General features: G+C 62.8%; 11 protein-coding genes. 6 read left to right on the forward strand and 5 right to left on the reverse strand.

The features are described 5' to 3' along the window. Positions 1-43: 43 nt before the first annotated feature. Positions 44-1,579, reverse strand: coding sequence for a peptide MFS transporter (locus BLT40_RS00780; protein ID WP_090350764.1), 1,536 nt, complete (start codon positions 1,577-1,579; stop codon positions 44-46). Between the two features lie 285 nt (positions 1,580-1,864). Here BLT40_RS00780 and BLT40_RS00785 point away from each other — a divergent pair, with 285 nt between their 5' ends. The 4 genes from BLT40_RS00785 to BLT40_RS00800 all read left to right on the forward strand — a co-directional run bounded on the left by BLT40_RS00785 (position 1,865) and on the right by BLT40_RS00800 (position 4,360). Then, on the forward strand, positions 1,865-2,239 hold the full coding sequence (locus BLT40_RS00785; RefSeq protein WP_036111379.1) for a diacylglycerol kinase: 375 nt from the start codon (positions 1,865-1,867) through the stop codon (positions 2,237-2,239). Between the two features lie 68 nt (positions 2,240-2,307). Then, entirely contained in the window at positions 2,308-2,958 is a 651-nt protein-coding gene (locus BLT40_RS00790) for a LemA family protein (RefSeq protein ID WP_036111381.1), read from the forward strand. Then, the gene (locus BLT40_RS00795) at positions 2,958-3,860 is read left to right on the forward strand and encodes a TPM domain-containing protein (RefSeq protein WP_079521111.1); all 903 of its coding nucleotides are present in this window, start codon (positions 2,958-2,960) and stop codon (positions 3,858-3,860) included. Before BLT40_RS00790 ends, BLT40_RS00795 begins: the two co-directional genes overlap by 1 nt. A 5-nt stretch (positions 3,861-3,865) precedes the next feature. Further along, positions 3,866-4,360, forward strand: a complete 495-nt coding sequence (locus BLT40_RS00800) for a TPM domain-containing protein (protein ID WP_343123886.1) — start codon at positions 3,866-3,868, stop codon at positions 4,358-4,360. Between the two features lie 271 nt (positions 4,361-4,631). Here BLT40_RS00800 and BLT40_RS00805 read toward each other — a convergent pair whose 3' ends face one another. Continuing rightward, positions 4,632-4,892 (reverse strand): hypothetical protein, encoded by a 261-nt coding sequence (locus BLT40_RS00805; protein WP_090350768.1) that lies wholly within the window; start codon positions 4,890-4,892, stop codon positions 4,632-4,634. Between the two features lie 682 nt (positions 4,893-5,574). Here BLT40_RS00805 and BLT40_RS00810 point away from each other — a divergent pair. Both BLT40_RS00810 and BLT40_RS00815 read left to right on the forward strand, forming a co-directional pair. After that, the gene (locus BLT40_RS00810) at positions 5,575-5,805 is read left to right on the forward strand and encodes a hypothetical protein (protein ID WP_090350770.1); all 231 of its coding nucleotides are present in this window, start codon (positions 5,575-5,577) and stop codon (positions 5,803-5,805) included. Then, positions 5,802-8,711, forward strand: a complete 2,910-nt coding sequence (locus tag BLT40_RS00815; protein WP_090350772.1) for an N-acetylmuramidase domain-containing protein — start codon at positions 5,802-5,804, stop codon at positions 8,709-8,711. The genes BLT40_RS00810 and BLT40_RS00815 overlap by 4 nt, the downstream gene beginning before the upstream one ends. A gap of 757 nt (positions 8,712-9,468) precedes the next feature. On the opposite strand, the gene BLT40_RS00820 is transcribed toward BLT40_RS00815, so the two are convergent. From BLT40_RS00820 to BLT40_RS20710, 3 genes are all read right to left on the reverse strand, one after another. Further along, positions 9,469-10,227: a hypothetical protein gene (locus BLT40_RS00820; RefSeq protein ID WP_090350773.1), complete on the reverse strand. Its 759-nt coding sequence runs from the start codon at positions 10,225-10,227 to the stop codon at positions 9,469-9,471. A gap of 378 nt (positions 10,228-10,605) precedes the next feature. Beyond that, complete coding sequence (locus BLT40_RS00825) at positions 10,606-13,638, reverse strand: TonB-dependent receptor (RefSeq protein ID WP_090350775.1); 3,033 nt, start codon at positions 13,636-13,638, stop codon at positions 10,606-10,608. 256 nt (positions 13,639-13,894) lie between these two features. Further along, positions 13,895-16,774 (reverse strand): TonB-dependent receptor plug domain-containing protein, encoded by a 2,880-nt coding sequence (locus BLT40_RS20710; RefSeq protein ID WP_090350777.1) that lies wholly within the window; start codon positions 16,772-16,774, stop codon positions 13,895-13,897. Between the last annotated feature and the right edge of the window lie 81 nt (positions 16,775-16,855).

A 16,855-nucleotide genomic window follows, 5' to 3' on the forward strand; every position in this document is an offset into this window, starting at 1 on the left:
TTGCAGGAAGGAGGGCCGCCCGCGTGGGGCGGCCCTCACCGTTTTACAGGTCTTCGTTGTGAACCGGCGGAACCGGCGGCACGTTGGCCAGCGCGTGGTTCAACGACAGCTTTTTCATCAGCGGCAGCATGGCCACGGCGATGGCGACGCAACCCACGCCCACGAAGCCCAGCTTGTTGAACAGGCTGGTGTAGATGCGCAGCGATTCCAATGGGTCGGAGATGTTGTCCGGGATGGCGGCATAGTTGGCCACCACGCTGCCCATGTACTGGGCCACGCCGGAGGCGACGTAGTAGGCGCCCATCATGAAACCGCCCATGCGTGCCGGCACGTAGCGCGCGATCATGGCGAGGCCGAGGCCGCTGACCAGGATTTCGCCCAGCGAATAGAACCCGTAGCCCCACACCATGTACCAGGACGAGATCTTGCCGGCGATCGCGGTGGTGGCGCCCAGACCGTACATGAAGAAGCCGACGGCCACGGCGACGAAACCCAGGGCGAACTTGGCGGCGACCGGAAAGTCCTTCCCGCGACGACCGAGGGCGTTGTAGATCCAGACCAGGATCGGCGACAGAACCACGATCCAGATGGCGTTGAGCGACTGGAACTGCTCGGGGATCCACGTGAGGATGTGCAGGCCGAACAGGCTGAAGTCGAGGTCGACGTTGCGCTGCGCGAACAGGTTCAGCGAGGTCGACATCTGCTGGTAGAAGATGAAGAAGAAAATCGTCTGGATGGTCAGCACCAGTGCGGCGATGAGGCCGGCGCGCTCGCCGGTTTCGCTGGCGTAGATGAGGTACGCGAAAATGCCGAGGATGACGACGCCCGCGATATAGACGCAGGCCTGCGCGACGCTCTGGTTCTGCAGGATGTACGACGACGCGGCGATGATCAGGATGCCCGCGCCGATGATGCCGAGCACGTTCTTCGCCACCGGCGGGTGTTCGTCCGGTGCCGAGCCGACGTGGGCCAGGGTGCGGCGCATGAAGAAGTAATTGATCAGACCGAGGATCAGGCCGATGGAGCAGACGCCGAACGCGGTGTGCCAGCCCAGTGCGTCGCCGTAGTGCTCGCCGACGTAGTCGCGGATCCAGGGCGTCAGGATCATCGAGATGGTCGAGCCGACGTTCACCGCCATGTAGTAGATGGTGAATGCGCTGTCGATCTTGACCTCGTCGCCTTCGTAGATCTTACGTACGAGGTTGCCGGCGTTGGGCTTGAACAGGCCGTTGCCGAGGATGATCACGCCGAGAGCGACGTACAGGAAATAGGTGTTGTTGGTCGGAATCCACAGCAACGCGTAGCCGACCATGAGCACGACGGCACCGGTCAGCATGGTGCGGCGGGTGCCGAGGAATTTGTCGCCGATCCAGCCGCCGATGGCGGGGGTCGCGTAGATCAGGGCGGAAGCCGCGCCCCAGACGAGATTGGCGTCGACATCGGGGAAGCCGAGCTTTTTCACCATATAGGTGACCATCAGCACCTGCATGCCGTAGAAGCCGAAGCGCTCCCACATCTCGATGAGGAAGACGGTGCTGAATGACTTGGTCTGTGAAACGGGCGGGTTCTGGGTTGCCATGTATTTTCCGGACGCATTGGAAACAGCGAACGGGCCCGTAGGCCCGCTCCCATCGCCGTGACCCTGAACGGAGTCACAACCGTTCAAGCGTAATACAAATGGTCCGCCCCGTTGTGTTGCAGCGCCAGAGGGGCGCGGCGATTCGCCACGGAAAAGTCGTCCCCCGCCCCACCTAAGCCGGCCCGAAGCCGGGCTGTGGCATCATACGAGGCTGACTCACAGCCCCAGGCCGGCTCCGTGCTCCCGACCCTCATCCTTCCGTCCGTTTTCGGAGCCTGACCCGTCATGGCGACCACCGTCCCGCGCGGGCCGCGGCAGATCTTCGCGGCTTTCCAGTGGTCCATGAAGGGCCTGAAAGCCTGCTACAAGCACGAGGCCTCGTTCCGGCTTGAGGTTTTTCTCGCCGTTGTGGTCATCCCTCTGGGCCTGTGGCTGGGTCAGGGCGGCGTGGAAAAGATCGTCCTGATCACCTTCCCGATCCTCGTCCTGTCGGCGGAGTTGCTCAATTCGGCCATCGAGGCCGTGGTCGACAAGGTCAGCCCGGAATTCCACGAACTGGCCGGGCGAGCCAAGGACATGGGGTCGGCCGCGGTGTTCCTGCTGCTGGTCATGGTCGCCGTCAGCTGGGCTCTGGTCCTGGTACCGCGCTACCTCGGCTGACTCGTCCACGCTTTTTCTTGCGGCTTTGGGTTAAGTTGTGCCCCGCACACCCCAAGGAATCCACCGCCATGAAAAACATTCTCCGCGCATTCGCCCTCGTCACCCTGGCCGGATTCCTGTCCGGGTGCGGCTACAACGCCATCCAGCGTGAAGACGAAGGCGTCAAGGCGGCCTGGTCCGAGGTACTCAACCAGTACCAGCGTCGCGCCGACCTCGTCCCCAACCTCGTCAACACCGTGAAGGGCTACGCCCAGCACGAAGAGCGCGTACTCACCGAGGTGACCAACGCCCGTGCGAAGGTCGGCTCGACCCAGATCACCCCCGAACTGGCCAACGACCCGGAAGCTCTGGCCAAGTTCCAGGCCGCGCAGGGCCAGCTCTCCGGCGCGCTCTCGCGCCTGATGGTCGTCAGCGAAAACTACCCGCAGCTCAAGGCGGACGGTTCGTTCCGCGATCTGCAGGCCCAGCTGGAAGGCACCGAGAACCGTATCACCGTGGCGCGCAACCGCTACGTGCAGGCGGTGCAGTCGTATAACGTGCTGATCCGTTCGTTCCCGAACAACCTCACGGCCAAGGTCATGGGTTACAAGGTCAAGCCGAACTTCAGCGTCGAGAACGAGAAGGCCATTTCCACGGCGCCGACGGTCGACTTCAACGCGGCACCGGCTCCCACGCCCGCCCAGCAGAACCCGGCCCCGGCAGCCTCGGCCGCCCACTGATGCGGCGGTTCGCGGCGCGGCTCCTGCTCGCCGTCTCCCTGCTGGCGCCGTCTTTCGCGGCGCTGGCGGCGGACGACCCGGCGGTGCCTACCCTGTCGAAGCACGTCACGGACCTGACCGGCACGCTTTCCGCCGATCAGGTCTCGCAACTCGATGCGCGTCTGACCGACCTAGAAAAACAGAAGGGTGCGCAGGTCGTCGTGCTGATGGTGCCGACGACCCAGCCGGACGACCTCGAGAGTTATTCGCTCAAGGTCGCCGAGACGAACAAGGTAGGACGTAAAGGCACCGACGACGGTGTGCTGCTCCTGCTCGCCAAGAACGACCGGCGCGTGCGCATCGAAGTCGGCTACGGGCTGGAAGGCGCGCTGCCCGATGCCATCGCATCGCGGATCATCCGCGAGTACATGGCGCCGAAGTTGCGTACGAACGATTACTACGGTGGCATCACCGAAGCGCTCAACGCGATCACGCAGATCGTGCAGGGCGAAGCGTTGCCCGCGCCGGTCGCGCCGGATGAAAGCCACGAGCGACGTCGCGGTGGCGGCGGCAGCCTGTTGCTGCCATTGCTGTTCGGCGTGCTGTTTCTTCGCGGCATCCTGGGCCGCGCGTCACTCGGCGTGCGCGCGCCGGTGGGCGGCGTGATCACGGGGGGCCTCGCGTGGCTGTTGCTTGGCTCACTCCTCGGTGGCGTCATCGGCCTCGTCGCCGGCGCGCTGTTCATGGCCGTGCCCCTCGGTGGCGGCCGTGACATCGGCGGCGGTGGCTGGGGCGGTTTCGGCGGCTGGGGCGGCGGCGGTGGATTTGGCGGTGGTGGCTTCGGCGGGGGTGGCGGCGGAGGCGGCGGCTTCAGCGGAGGCGGCGGCAGTTTCGGTGGCGGCGGATCGTCGGGGAGTTGGTGATGGACATGCAACGTATCTTTACCAACATCTTCGGCGCGTGGTTCCAGATCGGGCGGCAGTTTCCGGCGTCCGCGCTGGATGCGATCGCGAAGACGGTCGCGGCGGGTGAGGGCATGCATCGCGGCGAGTTGCGTGTGGTGATCGAGTCGCGCCTGCCGGTGTCGGCGGTCGCCTCCGGTGTCACGGCACGCGCACGTGCCGCGATGTTGTTCTCGCACCTGCGCGTATGGGACACCGAAGACAATTCGGGTGTCCTGCTTTACGTCCTGCTGGCCGAGCACCGCATCGAGATCGTCGCCGACCGCGGCATCGCACGCGTGGTCGCGCCCGGCGAGTGGGATGCCATCACCGCGCACATGCGCGATGAGTTCGCCAGAGGCCACTACCGCGAGGCCGTACAAACCGGCGTCGCCGAAGCCGGCGCACTCCTCACCCGCCACTTCCCCAGCGACGGCAAACCCCGCGAAAACCAGCTCCCCGACCGCCCGTTGGTCCTGTGACCAAACGTTCGAAGATGCCGTACCTGTAGGAGCCCGCCCTGCGGGCGAAAAGCTTGCCTCGTGGCAAGGGGCGTCGCCGCCTGCCATTCCTGTCGCTAAGTCCTCCTCCGGCCTTCGCCTACGTGCGGAATCGCTCCAGGAACGCCAGACGCCGACGCCCCTCCGAACGCTGACGCCACCTGGCTCATGTAGGAGCGAGCCTGCTCGCGACCCCTCAGCGCTCAACAAGGCGAACGAAGCACTGCCTCCACCGATGCCGGCGGTTCCAACATCAAACCCTGTCCCACTCCATCTTCACGTGAGCCTGCGCCGCGCACTGCACACCCATCGTAATCAACGCACCGACACCTCCCAGCGCAAGCAACGTGCGCTGTCGCTCGGGAATTTCGTCCTCCTGCAGCGACTCCACGAGCAAATCCGTGATGCCCCGCGCGTACTGCAACAACTCGTTAGCGTCATTCAACAATGCGTTGACGCTCGCCTCGGGGTCGATACAAAAACTTCCTTCGCCAACCGTTCCAAACTTTTCCATAGTCATCTCCATGCATGCCGCACAAAGCCCCGCTCTGGTAGGAGCCAGCCCTGTTGGCGATTCACCCCGCCCCGAGTTGTGGCACGCCAAAACGCAAAGGCGTGCCACCATCGCTCGCACGATGAGCCTCATCGGCCTGTCCGTGACCGGACGCCGGGCGGTGTGTTCAAGAAGTGGTTCGCAACGCCAGTCGCTGTCTTGCGGCCACACGGCAACGCGCCGGATAGCTACGGCAAGAAAAAACTCAACCAGCAACGGCCGGCGCCGCGGTTCTTCAACCGTGTCTGCGAGATCGGCAGACGGCCCGGTAACCGTTGAGGGGAGTGCCGCCGGGAAGCGACACGCGTGAGAATGCCTTAGTATTTGGCATAGCCATGGTCAACCTTCGTCGTTGATTAGGGTCAGCGGACCTTGTGGTGCGTCAACACCCTAGGTCCGCGCTCACCGCTCTGAGCGATGGTTGCCTGCGATGCGTGGATTGCGATCCCGCAGGCAACGTGTACAAACTAGCAAATCTTTCGGTGATTTGTCCTGAAAGCTTTGCCCTACAAGCGAGCGACGTTGCAACGTCGCAACGCAAGTTGATTGCCGCGAAACATAGTTTGATTTTTCAGAATTCTTCTAGAGCCAAGCGCGTCCTTTGCTTGTTAGCGTGACGTCCCCTTTTCGTGCGGGCGTCAACATGCATCTCGGCTCGGACATCGGCGACTACTTCATCTCGCGCTTCAAAATCGCTGATCGGCGTTCGCACGCGCACTTCGCAAACCGTCGCGAACGCGCCCGGGACAGCTCTGGGCAGAAGGTCCACTCCATCAGCAACGAGTGCAACGCTCACATCGATACGCCGAGACCGTGCATGACCTTCGTCGACACGACGACGCCGAATTTGCACAGAATGGAATCCACCTCATGACGACGCCTCATCACCCGCGCACCACTCCGGCAGCTGCGGTGGAGCACCCAACTACCGCGACGAAGCACTGGGCCTATCCATTCGCCCTTCGCGACGCTTCCGCGCCCAACGACCTGCATCACCATTTTCAGGCCGTCTCCGCCATGCCGGTCGGCATGTTTCCCATCGCGTGCTCGGGCTTCCTCAACGGCAGCGTATTTTTCGGTGAGGAATGTACCGGTCTCACGATCGACGAGGGATTTCGTTGCCTCGCCGATGGCGAGGTCGTGGCGTACCGACTCGACCGCACGTTGCACACACTCACCTACGACCCCGCGCACGTCGTCCTGTATTCGCTCGGCTTTGTACTGGTAAGACATCGCATGGACTTGCCGCCGGGGCCACCGCGCGAGCCAGCGCCGCAAGGCAACCCGCCGATCCATCCCCGGGTAAATCCCCCGGTGGAGGAAGCGATGAGCGGGATCGACATCTACAGCCTCTATTCGTACAACCGACCGCTGGACCGTTACGAGGAAGATGCAGACGGCTTCCTGAAGGTCGTGCTCCCCTTCTGGAAGGGATCCCACAAGTACCGCGTCGGCAGCCGTGCGAGAGATTCGCAGCTTCTTCCACCGGTGGTGGAGAGGTATCCCCGTATCTATGGCGCCCCGCCGCCGGCGCCCGATCCGGATGCCCCGGTTCGGGAGCGCGCCATCGGTCTACGTGTACGCCAGGAAAGCAATAGTCGTGGCGCCGTCATCGGCTTGCTCCCACGTGGCTGCATCCTCACCGTGCGCGGCGAGGCGACGAGCGGCTGGGCACAGATCGCCGAAATCGAACGGGGCTCGGCCTTGCCTTACACGCTCGACGAGCGCGTCGACGAGCGCGCCGTCGCCAATGGCTGGGTCTACCTGGGTGAACTGGAGCGCACCGTCACGCCCTCGCCCGTCGATGAGGTCGTCGTCCTCGACCCGCCTTGCCCGGTCAAGGCGGGTGATCTACTGGGGTTTCTCGGAGAAAATCCGGGCAAGCATCAGGCCGAACCGCAGGGCGGGGTGCCTCGCCTGAAAGCGCGTGTGGCGATCGAGGTCTTTGCCGGTGCGGAATTCCCTGATTATCTGGCTGAAGCACGACGGCGAGTGGCGGCGCTTCCCGAAGCCGAGAAGCCCATGTTGATTGTCGAAAAGGGTGCGAAGCTGTGTCGGGGTCCGCGAGCTGCCGAGATGACGCTTACCCCGGGTTATGTCCTGGTTCCCCCGGCCGGCGTATCGACGACGGGGAGCTTCGTTTACGGCTCCATTCATCGCATCGAACGGGTGCCGGTGCATTCCGCAGTTCCGCGCGATGCGATGATCCGAGGCTACACAAAAGCGGACGGCACCGACTGCATCGGCAGCGCTCACTACGATCGATTGAGCCAGGCGAAAAAAGCGCTGTACACCCAGCGCGAGATCCTGATACCCGACGGGGATACCGCGCCGCGCTGGGCACTCCGGGATCGGCCGGCCAATGCCAATATGGCCATCTGGGACGCGCCGCCCCTCAGTAAGGACGACGCCACGCTTACCGTGGGTTTCCAGCTTTCGTGTAACCGTGGCCAGTTGAACAGCCTGGACGCTTCGCGCCGCTTCATCGACATCGATGGCTCCCATTGGTGGCAGATCGAGGTCGGTGACGAGGAGAACTCATGCTTACTGGGCTGGGTGTGTTCAAAAGATCACCCGGGGACGCGCTGGGAGAGCCCGCACGCGTGGCCCGGATTCCATATTACGGACGCGACGATGTTCGAGCCGATGGCCGCACTTCAGCGAAACGTTTGCCTGATGGGCGACGTGCTCGACGAACACCGGGAGGAGTTTGAACCGGTGATGACGGCACTCGGCGCCAGCAACTTCATCACGAACCTGGAGCAGATCATCGGTCTGGTCGGGACGCGCAAAGGGTCGGTTGTCTCGTCGGATATCGGCGAGGCTCAGCAACGTCCGTGGATCGCTCATCGCGTCAGCCGTCAGATCGTACGCTTCGAGAGTCAGTGGAGCAGTGGTATCGATCGATGGACGCAGTTGAACCCGTACATGAATGCCGATTGGCATGTGGATATGGAGCGGCAGGAGAAGAGTGGTTGGTGGAATGAGGTGGCGGGGAAGCTGGCGGGGTTTCCCTCGGACGCGACAGTGCACCACATACATCCGTTTGGGTGGGTTGATAATTTTTCGAAGCCCATCAGTCGCTACCCCCAAATAACGATCAATGGCGAAAAGGTCGTTTTACCATTTCTAGAAATGTGCGTCGGCAGCGAGCTCTCCAATCAAGACTTTATTGATGCGGCGGAGTTTCTCGCGTGCGAACCGGAAGTCATTCAGGCAATCGCCAAAGTCGAGACCGGCGAAACCGGCTCCTTCTTCTTACCAGGTAGATCACTAGCTGCGGACGACGACATAGTTCCGACCATACTCTACGAGCGACACATCTTTCATAAGCTAACAGGCGGGTCCTATGACCGGATCGATCCGGAGATAAGTGACGCTGCAAGATACGTGAAGCAACTAGCGGATGGCGAGCACGAGTCGCCGAAAAGGATGCGCTATGGACCTAGTTCGGGACAATACGCGCGACTCATGAGGGCATACGCATTAGCGCCGGACGCTGCCCTAATGTCAGCATCATGGGGTCGATTCCAGTTGATGGGTTTTAATCACCTGGCGTGCGGACACGATGCAGTCACTGCGTTTGTTGGGGCATTGAGCAGAAGTGAATCAAGTCATCTGCGGGCTGCTGTGTCGTTCATGAAGCAAAATCCCCTTCTATTAGATGCTATCCGAAGGAAGGATTGGGTCGCTATTGCAAGACAATACAATGGCAGGTATTACGACGATTATGACGTACGAATGTCAAGGGCGTATGACGCCATCAAAGCGAAAAAATAAACTGATTCCCACGCTACTTTTAGGTTTGCACGTTATGCATGTTGCGCATGCTGGCGACAATTTCTGTCGCACAGACGAAGCGGAAATATTCTCGTGTGGACTGCAGAACGAGAAAAAGGCATCGCTTTGCAAGAGTGTCGGAGCTACAAATGAATCGCTTACTTATCGCTATGGCAAGTTTCCGCTTGTTGAGATGGAGTTCTCAGGGCAAATATCAAAGAATGGCCCGTTTTTCTACTCCGAGCTTCAGCAGCGACTATCCTCGTATTTTGAGCTTGGATTCACGAACGGCGACTACCGTTACAGGTTGGTGCGTGAGTGGGATGAAAATGATGAAAGGCCGACGTATCACCTATTCGTAGGATCGCTCAAGAAGGAGAGTAAGAATCTGCATCTTCGCTGTGTAAGGGACATCGTCGACAAGGGTCTTCGAGACCAAACGGGCGTCTCGTGTGACCCAGGCATGATTGTAGGTTGCAGCTACATTGATCGAAAAGATGCGGGTTATGCGATGTAGCTATGCAAAAGAAGAGCCATCCAAAGCCACGCCGACGTCCGACGATATCAAGCCCGTTGCCACGGGGGAGCCCATCTGCGAACCATGCCTTCGTGAAGCAGCGGCCAAATGAAAAGGGCTTATCGAGCGCGAATAGTTCAAGCGAGGCCCTCAGATGGCTGAGTTCGGCAAGGTGCGTCTGTGTGTGTATACAGCCGGCGTCAAAACGGAAGCTTCAGGCTTGGTGCGCGTTGTGGTCTGTCAGCGACCGGGGGGCAGGGCGTATATGGATTTCGTGGTATCGAAGGCGACATCGAATGCTTCGGTTTTGCCGTTCGCAAAGGTCTTCACGACGTGCAGCGGGAAAAAGTCTTTAGCAGCCGCGTCTTCCTTCACGCTGATGTCGTATTTGACGCCTTGCGCCTTTTCGGTCACCTGCGGAATCTTGCTGATGTCTGTTATGCGGCCTTTGATGGCGGCAATGATGCTGTAATCCGCCACAGTTACGCCTTGCCAGGTGCCCCCGCTAGTGAAGAGCCAGCCGTAATCACCCGAGTTGCTCAGCTTGATCAGTCGCGCCCGCGTGCACCCACAATCACCGGCGCTGCCGTAATCCGTGCCGCTGTCATTTGCCTCGTAGATCCATCCCTGCTTGCCACCAACTTTAATCTTGAAGGCACCCATCAGCCCGGGCTCGACCTGGCTGTAACCGTACCGGGCGTCGCCGCGAATATCGGTCGCGCTGAACGTGTTCAGGTACAGGGTTTTTCCAGGAGGGCCCTCGACGATCTGTGGCGTGCCGGGCCGCATGCAGTAGTCGGCCGATTCGCCCTGGTCATCCTTCCAGGTAAAGGCCCAGCAAGCGTTCTTCGCGTCGTAGTTTTGACCGTAGGTCGCGTCCATCACGGACTTGACGAGCTTGGCGACGTCATCCTTGCCAGCTTGTTGCGCCGAAGCGCTTGCAGCGACACCGAACGTGCCAAGCGCCAGTGCAGCCGCGATTGTCGTATTGAAGTTCATCCAGTGCCCCTCCTTTTTCCATGCCCGTCTACACGCAGGGCGACGGGCACAAGCTAGCAAAAATAGGTAGATCACGTGGCGAGGTGTTGGGCAAACTTGCGATCCGATTCGACCCGGAGCGCAGCCACTTGCTCGTCCCTCAATTCAACGCACCGTCCGAAGGGAGCCGTCGGCTGCCGTGCCTGGAGCGTTTCCGCACGAAGGCGAAGGCCGTAGGAGGACGTAGCGACAGGCATGGCAGCCGACGGCTCCCTCGCTACAGCGCGCAAAGGCAAAAGCGACGGCGAAGCCGAGCCCGCCAGACCACAAAAAAAGGGCCGCCCAACCGGACGGCCCTTCTTCATAACGCGTCACCGAAGCGGCGACGCAACCCAACCCTTACAGGCTGAAGTCGTACTGCACCATCAGACGGAAGTAACGCGGCGTCTGGTAGTAGCTCGGCACACGATAGGTCGACGAATAGAACGTCTGACCCGCGCTCTCGCCGATCTCGTTGATCGCCGTCGGCTTGTCGTTGTTGAGCAGGTTGATCATGTCCAGCTGAACCGTCAGACCCTTGGCCGCGGCCGGGGTGTAGACGACGTTCGGGCTGAGCGTCCAGGTCCAGGGCAGACGCTTGGCGCGACCGCGGCCCGAGATCTTGCCTTCGCAGTAGAAGAACTCGGAGTTGTAGCCCGGGATGCCGCCGACGGTTTCATCGCCGCCGCCGAAGCAGCTGGTCGGACGACCGGACTCGAGCAGACCGTTCACGCCCACCGACCATTCCGGGGTGATCTTGTAGCCGCCGTAGATCTTGAAGCTGTGGCGACGATCGTTCGGCAGGTAACCGGTCGCGCCGGTCATCAGTTCCGGGTAATCGAACGCGCTGGTCGTGCCGGTGTCCATCTGGCCGTTGTCCGAGTTCACCAGACCTTCGGTGTTGCCACGGTTCTTCGACCAGGTGTACGACGCGTTGACGTACCACTTGTCCGACGCCTTCTCGGCCGACAGGGTCACCGACTCGTACGTGCGCTTCGCCTTCGTGCCGAACGCCGTGCCCGGGAGCGTGACGTTACGCAGCTGGCCGCTGCCGTCGAGATCGACGTCCACGGAGACCTTGCTGCCCGGGTTGTAGATGAAGCAGCCCGGCATCGTCGACGGCGGGGTGAACTGGTCGCCGTTGGCGTCCATGTTCAGGCCGAGCGACTGACCGTACGCGTAGAACGGACGCCAGTCGCACGTGTCGTCGATCGCGTTGTTGAGCTTGCGCCACGTCGCCTTCGCGCCGACGACCCAGTCGTTGAAGAAGTCGTTGTCGCTGGTGATGCGGTGCTGAAAGCCGAGGATGTACTCATCCTGCGAGTACGGCTTCAGGTCCTTCGTGGCGACCGAGCGCGGGTCCGGCGTGCTGCCGTTCTCGCCATTGACGATCTGCTGCGGGCCGAGGGCGGCACCCAGGGTCGGCACACCCGTCACGCTGTCGACACCCGAATAAGCGAACGGCTGCGAGGTGTAGTACGAGGCGGTAGCGGCGCGCAGGGCGACGTTGGCGGCGATCGGCAGCGAGTAGCGACCGGCGGTACCGAACACCTTGGTGGTCGAATCGCCGAAGACGTCCCACGAGAAGCCGAGGCGCGGCTGCCAGATGTTGCCCTGACGGACGAAGTTCTCGCCGGCGCCGTTCTTGTTGTTGAACGAGTCGTTGCGCACGCCGATGTATGCGAGGACCTTGTCGCTCACCTGCCAGTTGTCCTGCAGGAACCAGGACTTCTGGTCGATCGCGACGGAGCCGCCGGTGCGGTAGTTGTACACCGAGACGTAGTCGTTACCGGCCGGGCCGAGGTTGCCGGCGGTGTCGGTGCGGTAGTAGTACAGCGCGCCGCCCGCATAGCTCTGGCCGGAGTCGGACTTCCACTTCTCGCGCGAGAAACCGCCGGAGAGGTCGTGGTCGCCGATCTTCCAGTCGAGGTCGACGCGGTAGGCCGTGCGCTGGTCCTCGCCGTTGAACCGGTCGATGGTGCTGGACAGGTAGCACGACGCGTACGGATCGGTCACGCCGCTGGCCGTGCTCGTGCGACGGTCGATGACGTACGGGCAGCCGGTGTTGGCGCCGTTGATGTTGCCGTCATACGTGGTGCGCGTGCCGTCGGCGCTGACATAGTCCGAAGAGTTCTTGCTCTTCATCTTGCCCCACTGCGCGGACAGCGTCAGGTCGTCGGTGAGGTAGCTGGTGTACTTGAAGACGTTGACCGCACCGCCGGTCTTGACGTTGCGACGACCGAGGAAATCCGTGGTGGACGGCTTGCCGTCGTCACCGATGGCCTGGTTGTAGTACTGGTTCGTCGTGTGCTTCGTATTGTTCATCCCCGTCCACTCGAGGATGTTCGAATCATTGATGTTCCAGTCCATCTTGATCAGATAGAACGGATCGCTGTACGTATTGCGCTCGGCCGGCTTGGTCGAGGTGGTCGCCTGGTAATTGGTTTCCGTCTCGCGATGCGACTGGAAAATGCCGTAGAAGAACAGCTTGTCCTTGATCAGCGCGCCGCCCAGCCATGCCGAGTAGACGTTGTCGTTGTCGCTGTTCTTCTGGTACGTGCGATACAGCGCACCGTCCTTGGTGTACGTGGTCGGCTGCTGCTCGCGGCCGAATGCCGGGGTGTACACCCAGCTGGCGCCGCCCTTCCACTCGTTGGTGCCACGCTTGGTGATCACCGAGGTGACGCCGCCGGTCGAGAAACCGTACTGCGCGCCGTAGCCACCGGTCTGCACGTCGAGCTGCTGGATGGCCTGGAACGGCACTTCCGAGAACGACAGGTTGTTGTACAGGTTGGTGACGTTGAAGCCGTTGACGTAGTAGCTGTTCTCGGCGACCGAGGCGCCACCGAACGACGGCAGGTTGCCGAACGCGGAGTCGCCCTTGACGGTGCCCGGGGTCAGCGCGGCCACGTCGACGACGTTGCGCGGGACCGGCAGCGAGTTCAGCTGGTCGGCCGTGAAGCTGGTGCGCGACTCGACCGAGGCCACGTCGATGGCCGACAGGGCGTTGGCGGACACGGTGACCGTGTCCAGCGCGGCGGCGCTGGTGTCGGCCGACGGCGCGTTGAAGTTCACCTGCGCGGACTGGCCGGCGACGACGTTGATGTCGCGCGTCGAGACGGTCTGGCCGTTCTGCTGCACGTTGATGCGGTAGCTGCCGATCGGCAGCGACGACGCGCGATAGCGGCCGTCTTCGCCCACGACCACGGTGCGCGAGGCGCCGGAGCCGAGGTTCTGGATCTGGATGGTCTGCGAGGCCGCGGCGCTGCCGTAGATGTCGCCGACGGTGCTCTGCGCGTGGGCCGAACCGGCCAGCAGGCAGGCGCCGAGCGCCGAGACAAGCGCCGTGCGCTTCAGCACGCCGGAGCGCGCGAACAGGGTGTTGCTTTTCATGAGGTAAAACTCTCCCTGGCCCTGCTTTGCGGCAAGGCTGAACAGCTTGTAGAAGCGCCGCTGACGGCACTCGTTGATGGGGGTATCGAAGGGCCTGGAGTGTGGGGACACTCACGTCGCGCCGACCCTGGGCGCTATGCGACGTAACGGGAACATAACGCGGCTGTCATATGACCGCAAGGATTTGAGAACGATTCCTATCCGAAATTACGGATGCGATTGGATCGTTCGAAATGGGGTGGATCTTGCGAGTGGCTCAGAACCGCTGCTGGTAACCCACGTAGAAATAACGGTCGACATCGTATGCCGGGTTGTACGGCGGGCTGCCGCCGCCGGCCGCGGAGACGTTGTAGAACAACGGTCCCTTGCGGGCGAAAACGTTATTGATGCCGACGCGGAAACTGCCATTCCACGGTGCCTGCCAGCGTAGCTGCGCATCGTGGAACGCGACGCCGCCCTTATGGCTGATTCCGGTGGCGCCCGTCAGTGCGTTGACCTTCTCGGGGCGATTGCACTCGACATCGGCCGACCAGCAACTGTCGTTGAGTCCGGAGAAATATCGCACCGTCCACGTGGCGCCGAAGCGCTTCAGCGACCAGTCCAGCGACAGGTTGGAACGCACGCGGTAGAGGCCCTGCACCCCATCCATGTACCCGGCCAGGTGGCGCGGCGCGGCGCCGGGGCTGCTGACCTGCGTGTAGTCCTTCAGATAGGTGCTGTCCGAAAGCAGGGCGAATTCGCCGAAGTGGGTGACGGGGAACCGGTAATGCAGGCCCAGATCGTAGCCTTCCGTGCGCAGCGAGCCGAGGTTGGCCAGGCTTTCGTCGAGCGAGGTGATGGTCCCGTTCGTCGCCCTCGTGAAGCGGCCGCAGTACGCCGGGTCGTTACCGACGTAGCAGAAATTGAGGATGTCACCGGCCAGGATCGGGGTGATGACGTCCTCGATGTCGACCTTGTAGTAATCGAGCGTGACATCCAGACCGTCGATCTGGCTGGGGCTGTAGACCAGTCCGGCGGTGCGGGTGATCGACGACTCGGGCTTGAGCGCGGGATTGGCGCCAGCGCTGAACGCGTTCGGGTTCTGCCCGCCGGTCGCCGAGTTGATCTGCGCGCCCGACTGATCGGTCTGGCGATAGCTGGCCGGGACGCCCGAGGCGACACAACGCGCGGCGACGGCGGCGTTGCCCGCGGCGGCACCGTACGCGCTGTCGCACGGATCGAGAAAGCTCTCGAAGCTCTCGCTGGTGCCGGCGTAGAGATCGGCCACCGTCGGCGCACGGAATCCTTCCGCATACGTCCCGCGCAGCAGGAGATCGTCGAACGGCTTCCAGCGGAAGCTGTACTTGTCGTTGGTCCGGCCGCCGAACGCGGAGTAATGCGAGTAGCGCGACGACACGTTGACCGCCAGCTCATGGGCAAGCGGCAGGTCGGCGAGCAGCGGCACGTCGAGCTCGACGTAGGCTTCGTTGGCGATGTAGCCGCCCGCCGTGGGCGCGCTGGCCAGTTGCGTGGTCAGCCCGGCGGAGTCGGCGGGGTAGGGCGTGTACCGGCCGGTCTCGTTGCGGTGCTCGATGCCGCCCGCGACACGCAGGGTGCCTGCCGGAAGGTCGAGCACGCCACCGGTGAGGTTGGCGATGACGTCGTTGGTGCGCGTGGTCTGGTGTGACGTGCCGGTGGAGGTCACGTAGTTCCATGCGGCGTCCGGCGTGCCGCCGGGCCCCGCCAGAATGTTCCAGGGCACGCAGCCGGCCGCGCGATCGGCGGCTTCCGCGCAGGCGAGCCGACCATCGACCGTCGTCGTCGCGCCGAGTGCCTTGCGCGCATGGTCGAGGTCGATGTTGCCGCTGGTGGTCCGGCTGGCACGCGCTTCGGAGTAGGCATAGGTCACGTCCCAGTTCCAGGTGTGCTCACCCCACTGGAACGTGCCTTCGGCGCCACCGTCCAGGTGCATCGTCTTGCTTTTCGCCCAGGTGATCCGGGGGATTTCCGTCAGGCGGCGGAAGAAAGACGTGTCGTAGCCTGGAAACGGGTTATAGGCGTTGTTCGCGTCGATGACCAGCGGTTCGCCGCGACCCGAGCCGCTTTCCAGCGGATAGCCCGCAGCCTGCCAATGCGTGTCGCGCACGCCGTAGCTGGCCATGCCGCGCAGGGTGATGTCGTCGGTCAGGTTGTAGCGACCCGTGCCGAACAGGTTGCGCAACTTGCTGCCGGCCCGGAACGTCATGTCGCGCGTGGTGGCGTATTTGTCCGCATTGCTGTCGACGTCGTACGGGTGGTAGTTGGCCAGGTTCGCGGTATCGCCGACCACACCGCCGGCGTGGTTGATCACATACGCGGTGCCGGGCGAACGCGGGTCGATCACGCCTCCATAGGGACCCATGCCGAAGCCGCTGTCGGCATGGCGGGGGCCGTCCGGCGAGGCGGTGAGCGAACGCTTGGCATCTCTGAGATCGTCGCCGTCTTCGTAGCTGGCGCCGAGGATGATCGAAGCGTTCTGCGTGCTCTTGCCCCAGGTGAAGGTGCCGTTCTTCTGCGCGCCGTCGCCATGACCGTTGACGCCGTACTGCACGTCGGCCGTGGCGCCTTCGAAGCGGTCCGTGGTGATGATATTGACCACGCCACCGATCGCGTCGGACCCGTAGATCGACGACGCGCCGTCCTTGAGCACTTCGATGCGCTCGACGATCGACACCGGGATGGTGGAGATGTCGGTGAGGCCACCGAGGCTGGTCGTCCAGCGCCGGCCGTTGACGAGCACCAGGGTGCGCACGGCGCCGAGGTTGCGCAGGTTTGCATAGCGACCACCGGCGTCACCGCTGGAGGACAGGGTGTCCTGCGGGGTGACTTCGGGGGTGCCCGCCGAGGGCAGCCGGGCAATGATGTCGCTGAGGCTGGTGAGCCCCGTGGCGCGGATGGCCTGGCGGTCGAGGGTGAAGACAGGTTGCGCGGTCTCGACGTCGGTACCGCGGATACGCGAACCGGTCACCGTCACATTGACCGGTGCCAGCAGTTCCGCCGAGGACGGCGAGCTTTGTTGTGCGCTGGCGGCCGGAGCGAGCAGGCAGGCCCCGAGCGCGATGGCGAGCGCCGCGTGTCGACCTGCGACGTGGCGCCTCTGCCCGGAACTCACTTGCATACCCTGAAGCCTCCCAAGCCCCCGTCACACCCCACTCGGGCCGGACGATCACGCGAAGATAACGCGTGCGACGTGACGGGG

It is taken from the genome of Dyella sp. 333MFSha (assembly GCF_900102405.1).
Taxonomy (GTDB): domain Bacteria; phylum Pseudomonadota; class Gammaproteobacteria; order Xanthomonadales; family Rhodanobacteraceae; genus Luteibacter; species Luteibacter mycovicinus.

Excerpts from the sequence above, each read along its gene's own strand:
- BLT40_RS00780 (WP_090350764.1), bottom strand. The coding sequence starts at position 1,579 with ATGGCAACCCAGAACCCGCCCGTTTCACAGACCAAGTCATTCAGCACC.
- BLT40_RS00785 (WP_036111379.1), top strand. The coding sequence starts at position 1,865 with ATGGCGACCACCGTCCCGCGCGGGCCGCGGCAGATCTTCGCGGCTTTC.
- BLT40_RS00790 (WP_036111381.1), top strand. The coding sequence starts at position 2,308 with ATGAAAAACATTCTCCGCGCATTCGCCCTCGTCACCCTGGCCGGATTC.
- BLT40_RS00795 (WP_079521111.1), top strand. The coding sequence starts at position 2,958 with ATGCGGCGGTTCGCGGCGCGGCTCCTGCTCGCCGTCTCCCTGCTGGCG.
- BLT40_RS00800 (WP_343123886.1), top strand. The coding sequence starts at position 3,866 with ATGCAACGTATCTTTACCAACATCTTCGGCGCGTGGTTCCAGATCGGG.
- BLT40_RS00805 (WP_090350768.1), bottom strand. The coding sequence starts at position 4,892 with ATGGAAAAGTTTGGAACGGTTGGCGAAGGAAGTTTTTGTATCGACCCC.
- BLT40_RS00810 (WP_090350770.1), top strand. The coding sequence starts at position 5,575 with ATGCATCTCGGCTCGGACATCGGCGACTACTTCATCTCGCGCTTCAAA.
- BLT40_RS00815 (WP_090350772.1), top strand. The coding sequence starts at position 5,802 with ATGACGACGCCTCATCACCCGCGCACCACTCCGGCAGCTGCGGTGGAG.
- BLT40_RS00820 (WP_090350773.1), bottom strand. The coding sequence starts at position 10,227 with ATGAACTTCAATACGACAATCGCGGCTGCACTGGCGCTTGGCACGTTC.
- BLT40_RS00825 (WP_090350775.1), bottom strand. The coding sequence starts at position 13,638 with ATGAAAAGCAACACCCTGTTCGCGCGCTCCGGCGTGCTGAAGCGCACG.
- BLT40_RS20710 (WP_090350777.1), bottom strand. The coding sequence starts at position 16,774 with ATGCAAGTGAGTTCCGGGCAGAGGCGCCACGTCGCAGGTCGACACGCG.